This is a genomic window from Bacillus sp. EA-CB0995, from assembly GCF_055814245.1.
Genome location: NZ_CP169269.1, coordinates 3,076,772 through 3,095,164, shown reverse-complemented (window position 1 = coordinate 3,095,164; position 18,393 = coordinate 3,076,772). Strand labels below are relative to the sequence as shown.

The window sequence follows — 18,393 nt, the reverse complement described above, 5'->3', positions numbered from 1 at the left end:
TGACAAAACAGTGACAGAATAACCTTTTTACTACATAAAAAGAGAGATAGAAGTGGAGAGGTTAAGTCACTTTTCTTTGTATTGGGAAGCCGATGAATGATTGTATATATAGTAATTTGAAATAAAGTTCAACAAAACTCCTTTTCTATCATTTCGTATCATTCATTCAGTAATGCAAGTTAATGTTTGCATTGTATTGTTAAGAAACAAAATTTTTTTAACACAGATAATTCCAATGAAGTTCTTTATGATTACTCGTTAGGAGCTATAAATAAGCAAAGTATCAAAGATATATTACCTAAAGTAAATGGTATAGCTTGTGATATGTGTTGGTATTCTTTAATGAGATATGTATACACAAAATACTGAAAATTATGTTAAAATAATGTTAACTATTTGAAAAGGGGGATTCTATTATGAAAAAAGATCGTCTTGCAAAAGTAGATTTAACCAAAAAAATTGAATCGAAACAAAAATATAATAAGAAGCTTGAAAAATATCAAATGCGTTTACTAGCGTTGCAGCAGATTTTACGAGAAGAAAAAATAGCTGTTATTTTGGCTATGGAAGGATGGGATGCTGCTGGAAAGGGGGAGCAATTAAACGAATTACCGAGCACCTTGACCCGCGTGGACTGCAAGTAAATCCAATTGGTGCACCTGCTCCTCATGAAAAACGTTATCATTATCTGCAACGATTTTGGCGGAAAATCCCGCAATATGGCCAAATCACGATTTTCGATCGCTCTTGGTACGGTCGTGTATTGGTTGAACGTGTAGAGGGTTTCGCTACAAAAGAAGAGTGGACTAGAGCATACGATGAAATCAATGATTTTGAAAAACTATTAACAGATGATCATTACATAGTAGCGAAATTTTTCTATCATATTAGTAAAGATGAACAGTTAGCACGATTTAAAGAGCGAGAGCAAAATCCTCTTAAAAAATGGAAAATTACAGATGAAGATTGGCGCAATCGCGAAAAGTGGGATGAATATGTCGAGGCAATGGAAGATATGTTTGAAAAAACAGATAAATCGAATGCAAGATGGAATATCATACCTGGAAATGATAAAATGTATGCGCGTGTGAAAACATTGAAAGTGATAATTTCATTAATTGAGGACTATTTCTTAGAACATGGCATAGAACTGCCATCATACTATCATGAAATGAAAGAAGCAAAGCAAGAGGAAACCGAACAAGTGTAAGATATAAGTCGTTAAATTTGTATAGGATGAATCCTGTTAATTTATTATGGTATTACTTTTATATATTGATATATATAAAGTGGGAGCTAAGTGCTCATCGAACCCAAGTCGTTCTCTTTCGTTTGTTATAGGAGTATTCATAATAAGACGTATGTGCAAAAAATGATGAATAAAATAGAAAAATAACGATTTTCTTTATGCTAGTAAATGGAGTTTATTCTTGTGTCAGCTATATAACTGTGCTAAAATTTATGTAACTTTTAATGAACGGAGGGGTCTCCTTTGATCTTAATCAGATTACGTCTCAATACTTTGTGCCGATAATTGAATAGCGCTCAAAGGCTCTGTCTGTGTGCAGAGTGAACGGGATTGGTCTGTCTCTTTAAAGGAACCCTATTAAACTTACATGTGAAAAGAGGGAGGGACGAATACGCCCTCTTTTTGTTTTGCCTTTAAAAACAGAATGATACGATGCATGTATACAAACGATTTTTAGAATTGGTGTATTATGCTGGATTTGACGACCATTGAACAAGCTAGCGGCGATGTTTTTATGCTTATTTGTCGTGCCCTTATCCGTTTACGAAAAACACAGGCAGTAGCTTGTGTTTTTTATTTTGCGCGTAATCGAAATGGAGGAATAAATATATGGAAGAATTAGTACAAAAAGCAATATTAGTCGGAGTGAATTTAAATAGTCAAAGTGATTTCGAATATTCGATGGAGGAGTTAGCGAATTTAGCGGAAGCGTGCGATGTAGAAGTGATAGGGCAAGTTACACAAAATCTACATCGTGTGAACCCATCTCATTATATTGGAACAGGGAAAATTGAAGAAGTGTCAGCGTTCGTGAAAGAAGCCGATGCAAATATGGTGATTTTCAACGATGAGTTATCTCCTTCACAAATCCGAAACTTGGAAGCGGATATAGATTGTAAAGTGATTGATCGTACAATTTTAATTTTAGATATTTTTGCGCAGCGTGCAAAGACAAAAGAAGCACAATTACAGGTTGAAGTCGCGCATTTGCAATATATGATGCCGCGTTTAATTGGTCTTCGCGAATCGCTTGGAAGACAAAGCGGCGGTGTTGGTACGAGAAACAAAGGTGTCGGGGAAAAGAAACTAGAGCTTGATCGTCGTAAGATTGAAGAGCAAATTGCAGCGCTAAATAAAGAACTAGAAGCACTTACTTTGCATCGTCAAACGCAGCGTAAACAGCGTAAGAAAAATGAAGTACCTGTTGTGTCGTTAGTAGGATATACGAACGCAGGTAAATCAACAACGATGAATGCGATGCTTGAAATGTTTAACGGATCTGAAGAGAAGCAAGTATTTGAGAAAGATATGTTGTTTGCGACGCTCGAAACAGCTGTGCGAAATATTCAATTACCAGATAACAAATCATTTTTATTAACAGATACAGTTGGTTTCGTTAGTAAATTGCCGCATCATCTTGTGAAAGCGTTCCGTTCGACGTTAGAAGAAGTAGCGGAGGCTGATTTACTCATTCATGTTGTGGATTATGCGAATCCAAACTATGAGCATCTCATTGACATTACAAATCAAACGTTAAAACAAATCGGTGTTGAAAATATCCCAACGATTTATGCATATAATAAAGCGGATGTTATGGATATTGAAATTCCAAAGGTACAAGATAATCGTGTGTATTTGTCGGCTAAACAAAAAGTAGGTATGGATGAACTTGTACAAATGATTCGTACGCAAATTTATCAAGATTATACAAAATGTGAAATGTTAATTCCTTATGATCAAGGACAATTAATTTCTTATTTTAACGAACATGCTAATGTCTTATCGACGGACTACGAAAATGAAGGTACGAAGATTACCGTGGAATGTAAAACGAGTGATTTTGAAAAATATAAAAAGTATGTAATATGCTAAAGAGTTCGATTGAAATATGAAGAAAAGAGTTGCTGTATAGCAACTCTTCTTTTTTCGTTATTTTTTCTTTGCATATACACATGTATCTCGTAATTCAGCACCATCTACAGATACGCTGTTATTCTCTAAAATCCCCTCCAATTTAAAACCTAATTTTTCGGGTATGGCACGGCTTTTTACATTTTTTGAGTCACACCGAATTTCTACTCGATTAGCACTTAATTCGTTAAAGGCAAAATCTACAATTCCTGTAACGGCTTCTGTCATGTATCCTTGCCCGCTAAAACGGGAATGAATCCAATAACCAATCTCAAATTTCGGAATATCCCAGTTAATACGATGTAATCCTGAAGAGGCAACAAATTCACCTGTTTCTTTCAGGAAAACGAGTAAACGTAAATCTTCGCGTGCCAAGAATTTTACGTGAGAATCTCTAATGTTTGCTTCTACTTCTTGTTCCGTTTGTTCTTTTTGAGCAAAAGGCATCCAAGGTTTTAATTCTTCAATAGACTCATTGATCGCTTTATATACTTCTTTTCCGTCTCCAGGTCTAGGCATCCGTATGAGAAGCCTTTCAGTATAAAATTCAGAAGGGAAATTTAATAATAATGGATTCATGTGAAACGCTCCTTACTTATTCTTTTTATATTATGGTACTTGAATGGTTTTATATGGTAAAGATTTTTCTGAACTTTAACAACTAATAAAAGAGTGTATTTTACTAGACTTTAGCCGTTACATGCTTTTTGCTAGACAGTAAGCAGAGAAGTGGAAAAAGGTGAAAAAGAGGTATAGAATAGTAAATGTTTAAAAAGTCAGAAAAATAAGCGGGTGTATGAAATATATACACAGGCTATTTTCAGCACAGGAGGAGAGGAGCGTGTAACATGCAGGTAGCACAAAAGCCGAATGCGATGACTACACCAACGATTTACCGTATTTTATTTGCGATTAGCTTCGGTCATTTTCTTAATGACTCGATGCAGGCAGTTGTGCCAGCGCTATTTCCAATTTTGGAAAAGTCGATGAATTTATCTTATATGCAGGTAGGGTGGATTGCCTTTGCTTTGAATATGACATCATCCATTATGCAGCCGATGTTTGGGATGTATTCAGATAAGAAGCCTTCCCTTATTTATTGCCACTTGGAATGTTCTCAAGCATGCTTGGGATGATTGGACTTGCGTTTGCACCAAACTTTTTTATTGTTATTTTATCTGTTCTATTTATTGGACTTGGATCCGCTGTCTTTCATCCAGAAGGTGCACGTGTTGCTTATATGGCAGCAGGAGCAAAGAGAGGTTTAGCGCAATCAATTTATCAAGTAGGAGGAAATACCGGGAATTCGCTTGCGCCAATTTTTACGGCACTCGTATTTGTTCCACTTGGTCAAATCGGTACTATTTGGTTTACGGGCTTTGCGGTGGTCGGAATTGTCTTATTATACTTTGTTTCTACATGGTATAAAGGGGAGTTAGAAAGCGGGGCTGTAAGAAGGAAGAAACGAGCTGCACTAGAAGCGGAAAGTCTAGTAATAAGCAGCCGGGTTAAGTTTGTTATTGTTTTACTTGTATTTTTGACGTTTGTTCGTTCATGGTACGGAGCAGGGATTGGGAATTTTTATCAATTTTATTTAATTGAACATTATGGACTATCTATTAAAAATGCACAGTTTTATGTGTTTGCTTTCATGATTGCCGGTGTACTTGGAACGTTCTTTGGAGGACCGTTAGCTGATCGGTTTGGAAAACGAAATATTATTGTCTTTTCAATGCTTGGTTCAGCACCTCTAGCGCTATTATTGCCACACGTTTCGCTTGTGTGGGTTGTCCCGTTATTTCTTTGTATTGGATTTATTAGTTCTAGTAGTTTTAGTGTTATTGTTGTGTATGCACAGGAGCTTGTTCCTGGAAAAGTTGGTATGGTATCTGGTTTAATCGTCGGACTCGCATTTGGACTTGGAGCATTAGGAGCGGTTGTACTTGGTAAATTAGCAGATATATATAGTCTTAATTTTATTATGCTGCTATGTAGCATGTTGCCGTTAATTGGTTTATCATCATGGTTACTGCCAAATGATCGTAAAACGATGTAGAAATGGATGGAATAGGAGCCCTGAATATGAAAATATATCATAACGTTACAGAATTAATTGGAAATACACCTGTTGTGCGTTTATCTCGCATTGTTCCGGAAGATGCGGCTGATATATATGTAAAATTAGAGATGTTTAACCCGTCACGTAGCGTGAAGGACCGTGCAGCTTATAATTTAATTCATATGGCAGAAGAAAATGGATTCATACGACCTGGTGACACAATTATTGAACCGACAAGTGGTAATACTGGAATAGGATTGGCGATGAATGCAGCAGCGAAAGGGTATAAAGCAATTCTTATTATGCCTGATAACATGTCCAAAGAGCGTATTAACTTGCTGAAGGCATACGGAGCCGAAGTAGTACTGACACCAGCTGCTGAACGGATGCCGGGGGCAATTGCAAAAGCACTGGAATTGCAGCAGCAAATTCCAGGTAGCTTTATTCCACAGCAGTTTGAGAATAAAGCAAATCCTGAAATTCATCGCACTACAACAGCTGTTGAAATTTATGAACAAATGAACGGTGAATTAGATGCATTTGTCGCAACCGCTGGAACAGGTGGAACTATTACAGGGACAGGAGAAACATTACGAGAAAAACTTCCTGGTTTATATATTGCAGTCGTGGAACCGAAAGGATCTCCAGTTTTATCAGGTGGTACTCCGGGTCCGCATAAATTAGTGGGAACAAGTCCAGGATTTATCCCAAAAAACTTGAATACAGAGATTTATAATGAAATCATTCAAATTGCTGATGAAGATGCAATTGAGACAATGAGGAAGCTTGCGAAAGAAGAGGGGATTTTAGTCGGACCATCATCAGGAGCTTCTGTGTTTGCTGCGATTACGCTAGCGAAAAGACTAGGTGTTGGGAAAAAAGTGTTATGTATTGCACCGGATACAGGAGAACGGTATTTGAGCATGGGGTTATTTGAATGATTGCTATGGAGGCGGATGTATATGAGACATACATCCGCCTTTTCTATTTGTTACATATTTTTCAGTATGTAGCATCATTTTTATGGGTTTTCTTAAAGTAAAGCACCTGTTAGTTTAAGAAATTTATATTTTTAATTACAGGTGAATATAAGATATATACATATTCTCTCATTTAGAGCATAAAGTAATTGAGATTCTTTTAATTTGTTTTTTTACTTAAAACAGACCAGTGTGTTGGACGAGAAAGCAAGTGAGGTAATTTTGTGCGTGCATCACCTTTCGCTGAGTTAATCTGAACTTGGGTGAGAAAGATACTCTCTGTGAGATCTGCTCCACTAAGGTCAGCGTCTCGTAAATCAGCACCGATCAGGTCAGCTGCTCTCAAATCGGCGCCTCGGAGGTCAGCAGCAATAAGGTATGCTCCTCTCAAATTTGCTCCTCTGAGATCTGCTCCTTTAAGTTTTGCCCCCATAAGATTTGCTCCTCGATGGTTCATTCTCTTGCCTTTTTTTGAATTCTTATGTTGACGACGTGCCTCCGTCCATACTAGTTCGCTTGTCTTTAAAAGCAGAGCGTTGACATTTGCTCGGTGTAATGGAACGTCTAGCTCCATGAGTGAATCGGGACTTAGTTTAGAAAGTCGTTCTGTCTCATCAAGCGCGAGGCTAATCTCTCGGTGAATCGGACGAGTTGCTTTCAACGTTAAGGCTTCAGTTAAATACCAGAGCATTTCATGGAGTTGTTGCATAATTGGAAACACATTGTACATTTTCTGCGCCTTTTTTGGATCTTTAAGCCAGTCTACTCCTTCGAAAGTGACTTGGGAAACCTTTTGTCCTGCGCCGAAGCATTCAAAAACGGTACATCCTTTAAACCCTTGTTGTCTGAGGTCTTTATGAATACTGCAGCGAAAGTCCGATTGCAGATTAGGGCAGGGTTTGCCACCATCTTTATCAATTGCAAAATCTGCCGAAGCTGCGAAGGGTAGTGCAACACAACATAAGCCGAAACAGTTTTCACAGTCGGCACGTAGATTATTACGACTCATGTCGCGTTTTGGATCATCATGGTTCTCAAACAATATGTGGACCTCCTTTATTTCCGTTTTACTTGTATAATTTATAAGATTGATAGTTTGGCTGTTGCTTCATTTATGTTAAAAAGCGCCAGCCAATTCAAATACTATTATTAAATAATTTCACAGTCAATTATTGGTTATATTTAGGCGGTAGTTTTAGAAAATCTGCCTTTTAGATAAGTATTTATTACAACTAACCTACTACGTTAGTGCAATATGAAAAATTCAAATTCCCTCTTTAGTAAGATAATATGTTTTGGTTCATTTTTTTATAAACTGTTCAACTTGATTTTAAATAAATATCATACATATTATATCATCTTCTAAAATGGTAATTACTTTACTTTAATAAAAAAGGTGTAACTTGAAATGTAAGTTACACCTTTTCCATGCTTATCGTTTTAATTTTTTCAACAATGGCAAACGATTGATACGATCACCAAGAATGTCAGAAGCAAGCCCGCTTGTAAATACAAAAGCGAAGTAAACAAGTGCACCAAGGGCACCGCATACGACTACAATTAATAAAGACTCCATATATGTTTGTCCTGGAATTAACCATTTTAATAACGTTTTTGCCCCAATTACTACAGCAGACATTGCTGCAGAGTAAATTGTAATAAGTAATACGGTTTTACCAGTCTTTGCGATGTTAAACTTCGTATATTTTACAATGCAATATAACATGATTACATCAGAAACGAGGTAACCAAGTATCGTTCCTAATACAGCACCATGTCCACCTAGCGCATATAGAAGCGGTGTATTGACAAGAACTTTTACAATGATACCTGCAGTAAAAGCAATCATCGTTTTACGCTGATAATCAATACCTTGTAAGATAGCTGCTGATACGGTGAAAATCGCGCTCATTACAGCAGATGGTGCAAATGAGATTAAATATTGTGACCCTTCTAATGCTGTGTTGTGATCGAAATATACCATGCGAAATGCATCGTAAGCGATGCTAGCAAGCCCAAATGATGCTGGGATTGTGAAAAATAATAATATTGTGAAGATCTTTTCAATCTGATTTTGCAACTGATCTAATTTACCACCCGTAAATGACTGTGTAATTGCCGGGATGATTGTGAGAGAAAATCCTGTTGCTAGTGATGCTGGTATCATAATAAGTTTTTGAGCATAGTTCGTAATGTAAGCAAAAACAGCATTTGCTTTATCAAGTGGTGTGCCCACTGCTTGCAGTGCATCGGCAACCGTATATTGATCCACTAACGTATAAAGTGGAATGGCAATCCCGACAAAAACAATTGGAATCGCATAGCGAAGCAGTTCCATATACATCTTTGTTAAGGGAACCGAAGAAGAGCGCACTTTTCGTTCACCTTCTGGTGGACGTAGTCCATTGTACTTCTTCCAATACATAACGAGCATGGAAACACTGGCAATTGCTCCAATAACAGCGCCAAATGTTGCGACTGCTACAGAAGATGCAACCGATCCGCCTAATATTTTAGAAACAATAAAGCTTCCAACTAAAATAAAGATAACGCGAGCAATTTGTTCCACAACTTGTGAAACCGCACTTGGTTTCATATGTTGAAAACCTTGGAAATAACCGCGTGTAACACTCATCGCTGGCACGATAATAAGTGCAAAACTTAGTGCACGCATTGTTAGTGTTACATCCGCAACGAATCCAGGATCTGGTGTTTTAGAGCGAACTATTAATTCGGATACATAAGGTGCCCCGAAAAATAAAATTAAGAAACCAAGAAATCCCATAACCATCATTACTTTTAAGCTTGAATTATATAATCTTTTACTTGTGCCATAATCTCCTAAAGCATTATATTTGGCAACAAATTTTGAAACGGCGATAGGGATACCTGCTGTTGAAAAGCTTAATAAAATCCCATACCAGGAGTATGCATAAGAATATAAAGCAACTCCATCACTCCCAACTAACGCTTGAAATGGGAAGAAATAAATAAAACCTAAAATACGTGAAATTATTGTGGCTCCGCTTAGTAAGGCAGTGCCTTTTAATACTTTTGAAGTAGACAAAATACTTCCTCCTACTCATGTTGCTTAAGAATCATCTTTTTCTACTATAAACTTGTCTTGGTATTTTATAAAGTAAAATACTAAATTTATTATTACAGTATTTTTACAAAGTGAGTTTGTTTGCGAAATTTTAGTAGGAAGTTTCAAATTTGTAAAAAGTAGGATAAGTATATTTTTTAGGGGTAGTTTTTTTTACTTTGTATTCTAATTATTTTCAATAATAGTAATAGAAAAATTTTTTTGGATTGTTGACTGAGTAACATTGTCAGTCTTTATTATCACAAGGGAATATGGGAAGAATGGGCCTTCTATTAGAGTTATTGTTACATTGAAAAGGTAAACAAATACTTTATGCCAGCACTATTTGTGTTATTCTTTGTATTAATTATTCGCGCTCTTACATTGGACCAAGCGGGGGCAGGGATTCGCTTCTTCTTACAACTGGATTTCTCGCATGTAACATCTGAAGTTATTTTATATGCGATGGGACAGTCTTTCTTCTCTTTATCTGTCGGAGTAGCGGTAATGGTCACGTACAGTTCTTACTTACCGAAAGGCGAAAGTTTAACTCGCTCAGCATTTTCAATTGTAGCTTTAACACTTCTTAATAATACAATTTTTTAAAAAAGCATGAAGATGCAATTAGGAAAAATTTATCATATAATAAGAGTGATTCCAAAGAGATATTGGGAGGTGTTGATATGGCAATTACAATACAGTTGCCAGACACTGCAACGTCTCATGCAAAGCCAAGTATGGAAACGGCGATACTTTGCGTGAGGTAGACAAGTAATATACAATCGCCAAAATGAGCTCGTATCATTTTTTTTATATTTGGCTTTGCACCTTATTGAAATGAACCATAAAAAATAAGGGGCGAGCAGAAATGAAATACGTAAAAGCAGCGACTGTTTTACCGGAAAATTTAATTATAGAAATTCAAAAGTATGTGCAAGGAGAAACAATCTATATTCCAAAACAGGAAAATGCACATTATAAATGGGGTACACAATCTGGAGGAAGAAAGCAACTTGACGCGCGGAATAGAGATATTAAACATGCTTTTAAAAATGGAACTTCGATTCATCAATTAGCAGAGGAGTACTTTCTTTCTACAGAAACGATAAAAAAAATCGTGTATTCAAAATAATAATGCAAAGCACTGATTATTCGATAAGAAATAATCAGTGCTTTTTGTGTATATTTTGTTTAGTAATTGTTTTCGACATTTTATAAAGTAAGTACATTGTATACAATGAGAAGAGATCAACAATTTGGTATGGAGTGATAAAAATGGAAGCTTTTATTAGAAGTGATCAATATAATTTTATAAAATCACAAGCTCATATTCTAGTGAATGGACATGCAACAGCAAACGATAGAGGTGTTATTGCTGCTCTAAAGTCTCTTGCGATAGAAAAGGTGTTACATGTTTTTGAAAATCTTACTGATGAACAAAAAGAATTAATTGATATGATTTTGACTGTTGAAAATAGAGAAGACGCAGAAGCGTTTTTATTGAAGTTAAATCCGTATGTCATTCCGTTTCAGGAAGTGACGACGCAAACGTTAAAAAAATTATTTCCTAAAGCTAAAAAATTGAAGCTTCCTGAAATGGAAGGAATAAATATGAAAGAGATGTCTTATCTAGGTTGGATTGATAAAGGCACAAGTAGAAAGTTTATTATAGCAAAGAATAAAAATAAGTTTGTTGGTTTACAAGGCACATTCCAAAGTATAAACAAAAAGGGCATTTGTGCATTGTGCCATGGTCATGAAGAAGTAGGTATGTTTCTAGTTGAAATAAAAGGGGATGTACCAGGTACTTTTGTTAAAAAAGGAAACTATATTTGCCAAGATAGTATAGCGTGTAATCAGAATATGACTTCACTGGATAAGTTATATGATTTTATTGAGAGATTGAGAAAATAACTTTTAGTAAAAAAATAAGTACAGAAAAGGGTGATCTTTTATCATCCTTTTTATCCCGCTATTCGCGGACAGTAATACTCCCGCCTCAAAATTCGGCGAAAGCAAAGAAGTAAGATGGGAGATAAACTGTCCGTAAAAGCCCGATTGGTTCAACTAATACCCACTGATTAAAGTTTCACTTTATGCTGTAAGGCATGGATTATTCAATTTTGCATAGATGAAAAAAGATGAACAGTTGGGAAAGGCTCATTTTTTGCATGGCATGATTTTTGCATTTTAATAAAAAAGATTCAAGAAAGTTTTTTGAATGTGAAAATTATGTTGATGAAGGGAAATGACGTATGAAATATCCACTAACGCCAGATGTAAAACCAGAGTTTTGTACGACAGGTTCATTTATGAGATTACCGTCAAGTAATGAGCAAGCAAAGATTGCAATTCTAGGGATGCCGTTTGATACGGCTGCTTCTTTTCGCGTTGGTGCGCGTTTTGCTCCGCAAGCAATTCGTCAAGCATCTATGACTTTGTTCCCATATCATCCGATTCACCATGTTTATCCGTTTGATGATACAAATGCAATTGATATTGGTGATGTGTCTGTGATCCCGCACAATATTCATCGTAGCTATGATGTAATTGAAGAAACTGTTTTGGGATTAATGCAACAAGGAATTATTCCGATAGGTCTTGGAGGGGATCATTCAGTTACATTAGCAAGTCTTCGTGCAGCAGCGAAAGTACATGGACCTGTCGCAATGATTCACTTCGACTCCCACACAGACACATGGGATACATATTATGAAGAGAAATATTGGCACGGTTCCCCATTTATTCGTGCACATGAAGAAGGGTTACTACAACCTGAAAAAGTATTCCAAATTGGTATCCGGGGAACATTAAATCATCCTGGTGATATAGAAGCTAGTAATGATTTAGGGTATAACGTCATTACAACAGCTGAATTATGTGATCGTGGTTTTGAAAGCGTTCTTAAGCAAATGCGAGCAACGATTGGCGATACACCATGTTTCTTAACGTTTGATATTGATTTTGTAGATCCATCTTGTGCACCTGGTACAGGTACGTTAGAAGTGGGGGATTTAACAGTCGCGAGACACTAAACATGGTGCGTTCATTAAGTGGATTTAATTATATCGGTTTCGACTTAGTAGAAGTATTGCCGCCATATGATCAAGCTCAAATTACTTCTCTTTTAGCAGCAACACTTGTGCATGATTTTGCTAGCTTAATTGCTTTACAGATGAAGAATGAAGTGAATAAGTAAGAGAACAATTATTATATTGAAATATAAAAAGACCGATGAAACAACTTTTCATCGGTCTTAAAAAATGTCCATTTATTATTTTTTCTGCCAATTTTCTTTGATGAAGTCTTCACGACCAGACTCTTTCCGTTCTTGTGCATATTTCTCTGGATTCTTTTTATAAAAATGTTGATGATATTCTTCTGCCTCGTAAAATGGAACAGCTGGGCGAATGTCTGTTACGATTGGATCTTTAAACATACCGCTTTCTGCTAATGCTTGTTTTGATTTTTCAGCAAGCTCTTTTTGTGTTTCGTTGTGATAAAAAATCGCTGTACGATAAGATGGACCACGGTCGAAAAATTGCCCACCGTCATCTGTTGGATCGATTTGCGGCCAATATAAATCTAGTAACTTTTGATAAGGGAATATAGTAGGATCAAATGTAATTTGAACAACTTCTAAATGTCCGGATTCTCCAGATTTTACATCCTCATATGTTGGATTTTCAACATGTCCTCCTGCATAACCTGAAATGGCTTTATGTATACCAGGCAGTTCATCAAATGGCTTTACCATACACCAAAAGCAACCACCAGCAAAAGTTGCAAGTTCATATTGTTTTTCTTCCATCGTGTGTAATCCCCCTAAATTGATATGTTTTATATAGTATCGTATATGTTGTTTATCATAGCAAGGGAAAAGTCTGGAGGCAAAATAAAAAATTAATTGATTGGTATAAATCTATTGTGTCCGTTTATCAATAATGTTTCCATCTTTATCAATTTGTACATCATTGGAAATAGACTGTAAGTATTGCAGCATGTTTTGTTTTTCTGTATCTTGAAGCGGTGTAATTTGGTTATTACGAATCATATAAGGATTAAATGACATTTGTACGTCTTGTCCTTTAAACTTAAGTGTTAATACACCAGTTTCTGCACTATGTCCTGTTACATAATCAGGGAAGAGGAAGTTTCCAAGTGAGTATGCAACGGGAACATTGTTGTAATATTCAAAGCCTTGTAACCAGTGCGGATGGCTTCCGACAATTGCATTTGCTCCTGCTTCTACCATTTTTTGTACATATTCTTTTTGATAGTCAGCTGGACGATTTGTTTTTTCGACACCCCAATGCATATATACGATCATATAATCGGCATCTTTCTTTTGTTCTTTAATCGTTTTCGTAACTAAGTTTAAATCGTAGCCATTTGCAACGCCGGGTTTATCATTTGTAGCTACCCATGCAGAATCAGGCATAAAACGGACAAACGAGATAAACTTAAATTTTTTACCTTTAATTGTAACTTCTCTCGCTGTATACGCATCTGATGCATTTTTGCCTGCGCCGATATAGGGAAGGCCTATTTTTTCTACATGGGAAATTGTATCCAATAAGCCGTCTTGGTAATAATCGAGTGTATGGTTATTTCCGATATTAACAATATCATAGCCTGTATTTTTAATAGCTTGTAATGTGGAGGGATCACTTTTAATCCAAAATAGTTGGCCAGGATATTTTTTCTCGCGAGTTGTAAACGCAGATTCTAGATTTACAAATGAGTAGTCCGCTTTTTCTATTTCCGGCTTTACATGCTGAAATGGATAATCAGCACCTTTACTTTGAATAACAGGGCGTAATTGCCAATCGAACATTGTATCACCCGAGAATGTAAGGGTAATTTCAGGATCTTCTTTCGGCTTTTCTGTTGGTTCTTTTCCTTTTGCCTTTTCTGTTTGCTTATTTTTTACTCTTGTGTTTTGTTCATTTTTCGTTTCTGAATTTAGCGCATAGTTGATCAATAAGATTATAGGGGTAAAAAGTATGGCTAACAGTATGGTGCGTTTTAGTAATGTTCTTTTTCGAATCTTCATAAAAACCCTTCCTTATGAGTTAATAAAATAAATATATTAAATGTTAATTCGGAATTATATTCTGATATATATTTATAATGATTTTTAATAATAGGGTAACATGAGTAGCTTGATTAGGACAACGTGTAAATTGAAAATATTAAATTTTTGAAAAATAGTCTATAATTCTACTTATAATTTTATATATAGAAAGAATAGGTGGGAGAGAATGGTTTTACTTGGGGCTTTAGTAAATGGACTATGTATTATTGCAGGGACATTATTAGGTAGAATTTTTAGTGGCATTTCAGAAAATGTGAAATCGACTGTTATGCATGCAATTGGTTTAGCAGTAACGGTGCTTGGTTTGCAAATGGGGTTGAAAAGTGAAAATTTTTTAATCGTCATTTTAAGTCTTGTCATTGGAGCAGTAATCGGAGAATTGCTTATGTTAGAAGAAAAATTAAAAAATTTAGGAGATTGGCTAGAGAAAAAGATAGGTTCAGGTGGAAAAGGGAGCATATCACTCGGGTTTGTAACTGCAACATTAATATTTGTAATGGGAGCAATGGGGATTATTGGTGCTTTAGATAGTGGTATTCGTGGAAATCATAATGTTTTATATACGAAAGCGATTATAGACGGTTTTATTTCACTTATTTTAACGACAACATTAGGAATGGGTGTATTATTTTCGGCTGTTCCTGTTACTTTATATGAAGGGCTGATTGCAATTTTTGCAACGCAAATTGATCGGTTTGTACCGGAAACATTAATGAATAATTTTATTGTAGAAATGACAGCAACTGGCGGGATTATGATTTTTGCCATTGGATTAAACTTACTTGAGATTATTAAAATTAAGGTAGCTAATTTATTGCCTGGTATACTTGTAACTGCAGTTCTTGTTTCTATTATGTATGGGTATACACATTATTTTTAATAAACAGCAGGAAGATGCTTTAGTGTGATAATAGTTATTTAGGGAAGGGAGTTGGGATGAGATGTATGAAATAAAATCGTTAGGCACATTATCATTCGAAGAAGCTACAAATTTGTGGAATGCTGGATTCGAAGGGTATTTTATCGAAATTAAAATGACAATGGATGCTTTTTTAGCAAGAATGACACTGGAGGAATTGTCACCATCTTTTTCACTTGTAGCGTTTTATAACGGTCAGCCAGTTGGTATTATCTTAAATGGAATTAGAATGATGCATGGTAAAAAAATTGCATGGAATGGTGGAACAGGTGTTGTTTCTCAATTTCGTTATCGAGGGGTAGGGGAGAATTAGTAAGAGCGTCCCTAGAGCTGTATAAAAAAGAAGGAGTAGATATCGCGACGCTGGAGGCAATTAGTAAAAATGATGCGGCTATTCATCTTTATAAAAAGATGGGGTATGAAGTAGTTGATCAACTTTTGATGCTACAGCATACAGGAATATTAGAAGAAGATGCTTTTCAGTTGCTACAGAGTAATACATACCATGTAAAAAGAGGTACAGCGCAGGATATACACACTATTCAAATATCAAATGAAGAAATAAAACCTTGGCAGACGGAATGGATGAGTATAAGAAAAGATGGAGAATTATTAACTGTGTATGATGATACAAATGAGGAATTAGCGTATTTTCTTTATAAAAAAGTACTTGATCAGACAGGAAAACAACAAGCAACTGTATTGTATCAATGTTATGTAGATAAAAAACGTCTAGATCAGGAAGATATTGTTCGCTTTGGATTAAGTGAAATATTTTCTCCTTTACAAGATCAAATAAAAAGAATGACAATGAATTTGCCTTCTTCTAATGAAGTAATTGTTCGTATTTTAAAAGAAGCGGGATTCATAGTTGGAAATGAGCAAGTGTTTATGGTTCAACATTTATCACGTCTTAACGAGCGATAAGATGTTAAAATAGCTTCAATGAAAGTATAGAGTAAGTTTGTTTTGATAAAGAGGAATAAAGAAAAGTCCAGTATTGAATTACTGGACTTTCTCCACATTAATATCTCTATAATATCGAGAATTAAAATTGTAAACAAAGATAGCTTAATGTTCCAAATTCATAGCTACGATGAATTACTTTTGGTTCTGCACTGCCACTTCCCATCGCGATGAAAAGAGGGGCAAAGTGTTCTGCTCTTGGAACAGCTAAACGAGCATGAGGAGCTTCAACTTCCCAGTTGAATAGGGCGTCTGTATTGTTGTTCTGAATTTGATCAATGAGCCATTCATCAAATTCAACAGCCCATGGTTCAGGCGCAGTTTGTTCCCATTTTAACATCCGTAAATTGTGCACCGTAACACCGCTGCCGATGACTAAAATATCTTCTTTTCCAAGTTCTTGAATAGCTTTTCCAATTTCATATTGTTCTTTTGCAGGAAGGAAGGGATTTACTGAAATTTGAACAACAGGTATATCAGCTTTTGGGTACATACGGTGTAGAAGTGTCCAAGAACCATGATCTAATCCGCGCGTTGTATCTTTTTGAACTGCAATCCCTCGGTTTTTAAATTTTTCTTCTAGCATTGCTGCAAGGACGGACGAACCTTTTGCAGCGTATTTTATTTCATATAATTCAGGAGGAAAGCCGCCAAAATCATAAATCGTTTCATATGCATTGTCTGAAGAAGAAATAGTTAAAATTTCACTTTCCCAATGAGCTGTAAAAATGACAATTGCTTTTGGTTTATATGTTTTACCAAGTGTTTGCAAAAATTTTGTATAGCCGGTATCTTGAATGGCTAGCATAGGAGAACCATGTGCTAAAAATAATGATGGCATCATAATTAGTTTACCTCCAATAATTTAATTACTTTATGTAAGTAACTATATAACTTTATTTTTGTTTCGTCAAGAATGAAATAGAAGAAATTACAATATCATGATTTGTAATAAGGAAAGCTTTTACATATAATTTATAGTAAGAAAAAAATGAATAGTAGTTCATTTTATAAAGATATAGATTCGTATTGTTGTGAAGTAGATTATAGAATTGGGGGCTGTCAAAATGAACATACAGGAAAGCTTCGTTATGACATTGGATGGATCGGAAATTTATTTACGTCAATGGTTACCAGAAAGTGAGCCTCGTGGGATTGTTCAAATTGCGCATGGTATGGCGGAACATGCTGGTTCCTATATAGAATGTATTGAAGCGTTATTGGAAGCTGGATACGGGGTATATGCTCATGATCATCGCGGGCATGGAAAAACAGTAAAGAAGGAAGAAGATTATGGTCATTTCGAGCCGAATATAGGCTGGAATCAAGCTGTTTCTGACGTAATCTTCGTTTCAGAGCTTATTCGTAAGGAACACATCTGTCCACTTTTCTTATTAGGACATAGTATGGGATCTTTCTTAGCAAGACGTGCTGTGCAGCTTCGCGATGAGTTATATAATGGGTTCCTTATTTCTGGAACAGGAGGGAATCCGGGGCTTTTAGGAGTCATTGGTCATAAAGTGGCAACGATTGAAATGAAGCTTCGCGGAGTAAAAACGAAAAGTCCAATGCTGAACTTCTTATCATTTGGTAATTTTAACTCACACTTTAAGCCAAACCGTACGAAGTTTGATTGGCTGTCTTCGGATACGAATCAAGTTGATAGATACATAGAAGATTCACAATGTGGATTTATTTGTACAACGAGCTTTTACCGTGAATTATTTAACGGTGTGATGATGGTGAATAAACTTGAAGAATATAAGAAAACACCAAAAGAGCTTCCTATTTATATTTTTTCGGGAGACCGTGATCCGGTTGGAAACATGGGAAAAGGTGTACAAGAAGTATATGATATGTATAAAAAATGCGGTGTTAAAGATGTAACAATTCGTTTATATGAGAATGGAAGGCATGAAATGTTCCACGAAGTGAACAGACAGGAAGTATTTCAAGATGTGATTTCTTGGTTAAACGAGCATATTGTGTAAGATGAAGCCTCACCTTTTTATATAGGTGGGGTTTATTTTTTAGAACATAGTACAAGTAATATTCAGAAATGAAAGAATTTTCATTGTGATAAATTACATGTACATTTCTTCGTTGTATATATTGATTTGAAATAA

At 35.7% G+C, this 18,393-nt stretch carries 14 protein-coding genes and 4 pseudogenes; 12 read left to right on the top strand and 6 right to left on the bottom strand.

Going from position 1 to position 18,393, the window contains the following annotated elements; all coding sequences use genetic code 11:
- The first annotated feature begins 503 nt into the window (after nucleotides 1-503).
- Both ACEWFJ_RS16000 and hflX read left to right on the top strand, forming a co-directional pair.
- Nucleotides 504-1,210 (top strand): annotated as a pseudogene (locus ACEWFJ_RS16000) (polyphosphate kinase 2 family protein).
- Nucleotides 1,211-1,858: 648 nt separating this feature from the next.
- Nucleotides 1,859-3,121 carry a GTPase HflX gene (gene hflX, locus ACEWFJ_RS15995; protein WP_473689202.1) on the top strand — a complete coding sequence of 421 codons (1,263 nt, stop codon included), beginning with the start codon at nucleotides 1,859-1,861 and terminating at the stop codon, nucleotides 3,119-3,121.
- A gap of 57 nt (nucleotides 3,122-3,178) precedes the next feature.
- Here hflX and ACEWFJ_RS15990 read toward each other — a convergent pair whose 3' ends face one another.
- On the bottom strand, nucleotides 3,179-3,739 hold the full coding sequence (locus tag ACEWFJ_RS15990; protein ID WP_473689201.1) for a GNAT family N-acetyltransferase: 561 nt from the start codon (nucleotides 3,737-3,739) through the stop codon (nucleotides 3,179-3,181).
- Nucleotides 3,740-4,008: 269 nt separating this feature from the next.
- Between ACEWFJ_RS15990 and ACEWFJ_RS15985 the strand changes: the two are divergent.
- A pseudogene (locus ACEWFJ_RS15985) lies at nucleotides 4,009-5,216 on the top strand (MFS transporter).
- Nucleotides 5,217-5,242: 26 nt separating this feature from the next.
- Nucleotides 5,243-6,160 (top strand): cysteine synthase A, encoded by a 918-nt coding sequence (cysK, locus tag ACEWFJ_RS15980; RefSeq protein WP_473689200.1) that lies wholly within the window; start codon nucleotides 5,243-5,245, stop codon nucleotides 6,158-6,160.
- Between the two features lie 199 nt (nucleotides 6,161-6,359).
- Here the strand turns inward: cysK and ACEWFJ_RS15975 are convergent, their stop codons facing one another.
- Both ACEWFJ_RS15975 and ACEWFJ_RS15970 read right to left on the bottom strand, forming a co-directional pair.
- The gene (locus ACEWFJ_RS15975; protein WP_473692553.1) at nucleotides 6,360-7,208 is read right to left on the bottom strand and encodes a pentapeptide repeat-containing protein; all 849 of its coding nucleotides are present in this window, start codon (nucleotides 7,206-7,208) and stop codon (nucleotides 6,360-6,362) included.
- A 423-nt stretch (nucleotides 7,209-7,631) separates the two neighbouring features.
- Nucleotides 7,632-9,266: a putative polysaccharide biosynthesis protein gene (locus ACEWFJ_RS15970; protein ID WP_473689199.1), complete on the bottom strand. Its 1,635-nt coding sequence runs from the start codon at nucleotides 9,264-9,266 to the stop codon at nucleotides 7,632-7,634.
- 327 nt (nucleotides 9,267-9,593) lie between these two features.
- Between ACEWFJ_RS15970 and ACEWFJ_RS15965 the strand changes: the two are divergent.
- The 4 genes and pseudogenes from ACEWFJ_RS15965 to speB form a co-directional block, all read left to right on the top strand.
- Nucleotides 9,594-9,872 (top strand): annotated as a pseudogene (locus ACEWFJ_RS15965) (sodium-dependent transporter); the annotation flags it as partial.
- A 280-nt stretch (nucleotides 9,873-10,152) separates the two neighbouring features.
- A complete protein-coding gene (locus tag ACEWFJ_RS15960; RefSeq protein ID WP_473689198.1) occupies nucleotides 10,153-10,416 on the top strand; it encodes a CD3324 family protein in 264 nt (87 codons plus the stop codon).
- Nucleotides 10,417-10,559: 143 nt separating this feature from the next.
- Nucleotides 10,560-11,198 carry a FusB/FusC family EF-G-binding protein gene (locus tag ACEWFJ_RS15955; protein WP_473689197.1) on the top strand — a complete coding sequence of 213 codons (639 nt, stop codon included), beginning with the start codon at nucleotides 10,560-10,562 and terminating at the stop codon, nucleotides 11,196-11,198.
- Nucleotides 11,199-11,539: 341 nt separating this feature from the next.
- A pseudogene (gene speB, locus ACEWFJ_RS15950) lies at nucleotides 11,540-12,483 on the top strand (agmatinase).
- Between the two features lie 75 nt (nucleotides 12,484-12,558).
- Here the strand turns inward: speB and msrA are convergent.
- Both msrA and ACEWFJ_RS15940 read right to left on the bottom strand, forming a co-directional pair.
- On the bottom strand, nucleotides 12,559-13,095 hold the full coding sequence (gene msrA / locus ACEWFJ_RS15945; RefSeq protein ID WP_473689196.1) for a peptide-methionine (S)-S-oxide reductase MsrA: 537 nt from the start codon (nucleotides 13,093-13,095) through the stop codon (nucleotides 12,559-12,561).
- A 111-nt stretch (nucleotides 13,096-13,206) separates the two neighbouring features.
- On the bottom strand, nucleotides 13,207-14,340 hold the full coding sequence (locus ACEWFJ_RS15940) for a CapA family protein (protein WP_473689195.1): 1,134 nt from the start codon (nucleotides 14,338-14,340) through the stop codon (nucleotides 13,207-13,209).
- Nucleotides 14,341-14,548: 208 nt separating this feature from the next.
- On the opposite strand from ACEWFJ_RS15940, the gene ACEWFJ_RS15935 reads away from it, so the two are divergent.
- The 3 genes from ACEWFJ_RS15935 to ACEWFJ_RS15925 all read left to right on the top strand — a co-directional run bounded on the left by ACEWFJ_RS15935 (nucleotide 14,549) and on the right by ACEWFJ_RS15925 (nucleotide 16,228).
- Nucleotides 14,549-15,262, top strand: coding sequence for a DUF554 domain-containing protein (locus tag ACEWFJ_RS15935; RefSeq protein ID WP_098310576.1), 714 nt, complete (start codon nucleotides 14,549-14,551; stop codon nucleotides 15,260-15,262).
- Nucleotides 15,263-15,323: 61 nt separating this feature from the next.
- Complete coding sequence (locus tag ACEWFJ_RS15930; RefSeq protein WP_473689194.1) at nucleotides 15,324-15,614, top strand: hypothetical protein; 291 nt, start codon at nucleotides 15,324-15,326, stop codon at nucleotides 15,612-15,614.
- The gene (locus ACEWFJ_RS15925) at nucleotides 15,554-16,228 is read left to right on the top strand and encodes a GNAT family N-acetyltransferase (protein ID WP_473689193.1); all 675 of its coding nucleotides are present in this window, start codon (nucleotides 15,554-15,556) and stop codon (nucleotides 16,226-16,228) included. The genes ACEWFJ_RS15930 and ACEWFJ_RS15925 overlap by 61 nt, the downstream gene beginning before the upstream one ends.
- Nucleotides 16,229-16,349: 121 nt before the next feature.
- On the opposite strand, the gene ACEWFJ_RS15920 is transcribed toward ACEWFJ_RS15925, so the two are convergent.
- The gene (locus ACEWFJ_RS15920) at nucleotides 16,350-17,111 is read right to left on the bottom strand and encodes a DODA-type extradiol aromatic ring-opening family dioxygenase (RefSeq protein WP_473689192.1); all 762 of its coding nucleotides are present in this window, start codon (nucleotides 17,109-17,111) and stop codon (nucleotides 16,350-16,352) included.
- Nucleotides 17,112-17,334: 223 nt separating this feature from the next.
- Between ACEWFJ_RS15920 and ACEWFJ_RS15915 the strand changes: the two genes are divergently transcribed.
- On the top strand, nucleotides 17,335-18,258 hold the full coding sequence (locus ACEWFJ_RS15915) for an alpha/beta fold hydrolase (protein WP_473689191.1): 924 nt from the start codon (nucleotides 17,335-17,337) through the stop codon (nucleotides 18,256-18,258).
- Nucleotides 18,259-18,393 lie beyond the last annotated feature (135 nt).

Bases quoted from the DNA above. Each gene is read 5' to 3' on its own strand.
- hflX (WP_473689202.1), top strand. From the start codon at position 1,859: ATGGAAGAATTAGTACAAAAAGCAATATTAGTCGGAGTGAATTTAAAT.
- ACEWFJ_RS15990 (WP_473689201.1), bottom strand. From the start codon at position 3,739: ATGAATCCATTATTATTAAATTTCCCTTCTGAATTTTATACTGAAAGG.
- cysK (WP_473689200.1), top strand. From the start codon at position 5,243: ATGAAAATATATCATAACGTTACAGAATTAATTGGAAATACACCTGTT.
- ACEWFJ_RS15975 (WP_473692553.1), bottom strand. From the start codon at position 7,208: ATGAGTCGTAATAATCTACGTGCCGACTGTGAAAACTGTTTCGGCTTA.
- ACEWFJ_RS15960 (WP_473689198.1), top strand. From the start codon at position 10,153: ATGAAATACGTAAAAGCAGCGACTGTTTTACCGGAAAATTTAATTATA.
- ACEWFJ_RS15955 (WP_473689197.1), top strand. From the start codon at position 10,560: ATGGAAGCTTTTATTAGAAGTGATCAATATAATTTTATAAAATCACAA.
- msrA (WP_473689196.1), bottom strand. From the start codon at position 13,095: ATGGAAGAAAAACAATATGAACTTGCAACTTTTGCTGGTGGTTGCTTT.
- ACEWFJ_RS15940 (WP_473689195.1), bottom strand. From the start codon at position 14,340: ATGAAGATTCGAAAAAGAACATTACTAAAACGCACCATACTGTTAGCC.
- ACEWFJ_RS15935 (WP_098310576.1), top strand. From the start codon at position 14,549: ATGGTTTTACTTGGGGCTTTAGTAAATGGACTATGTATTATTGCAGGG.
- ACEWFJ_RS15930 (WP_473689194.1), top strand. From the start codon at position 15,324: ATGTATGAAATAAAATCGTTAGGCACATTATCATTCGAAGAAGCTACA.
- ACEWFJ_RS15925 (WP_473689193.1), top strand. From the start codon at position 15,554: ATGGAATGGTGGAACAGGTGTTGTTTCTCAATTTCGTTATCGAGGGGT.
- ACEWFJ_RS15920 (WP_473689192.1), bottom strand. From the start codon at position 17,111: ATGATGCCATCATTATTTTTAGCACATGGTTCTCCTATGCTAGCCATT.
- ACEWFJ_RS15915 (WP_473689191.1), top strand. From the start codon at position 17,335: ATGAACATACAGGAAAGCTTCGTTATGACATTGGATGGATCGGAAATT.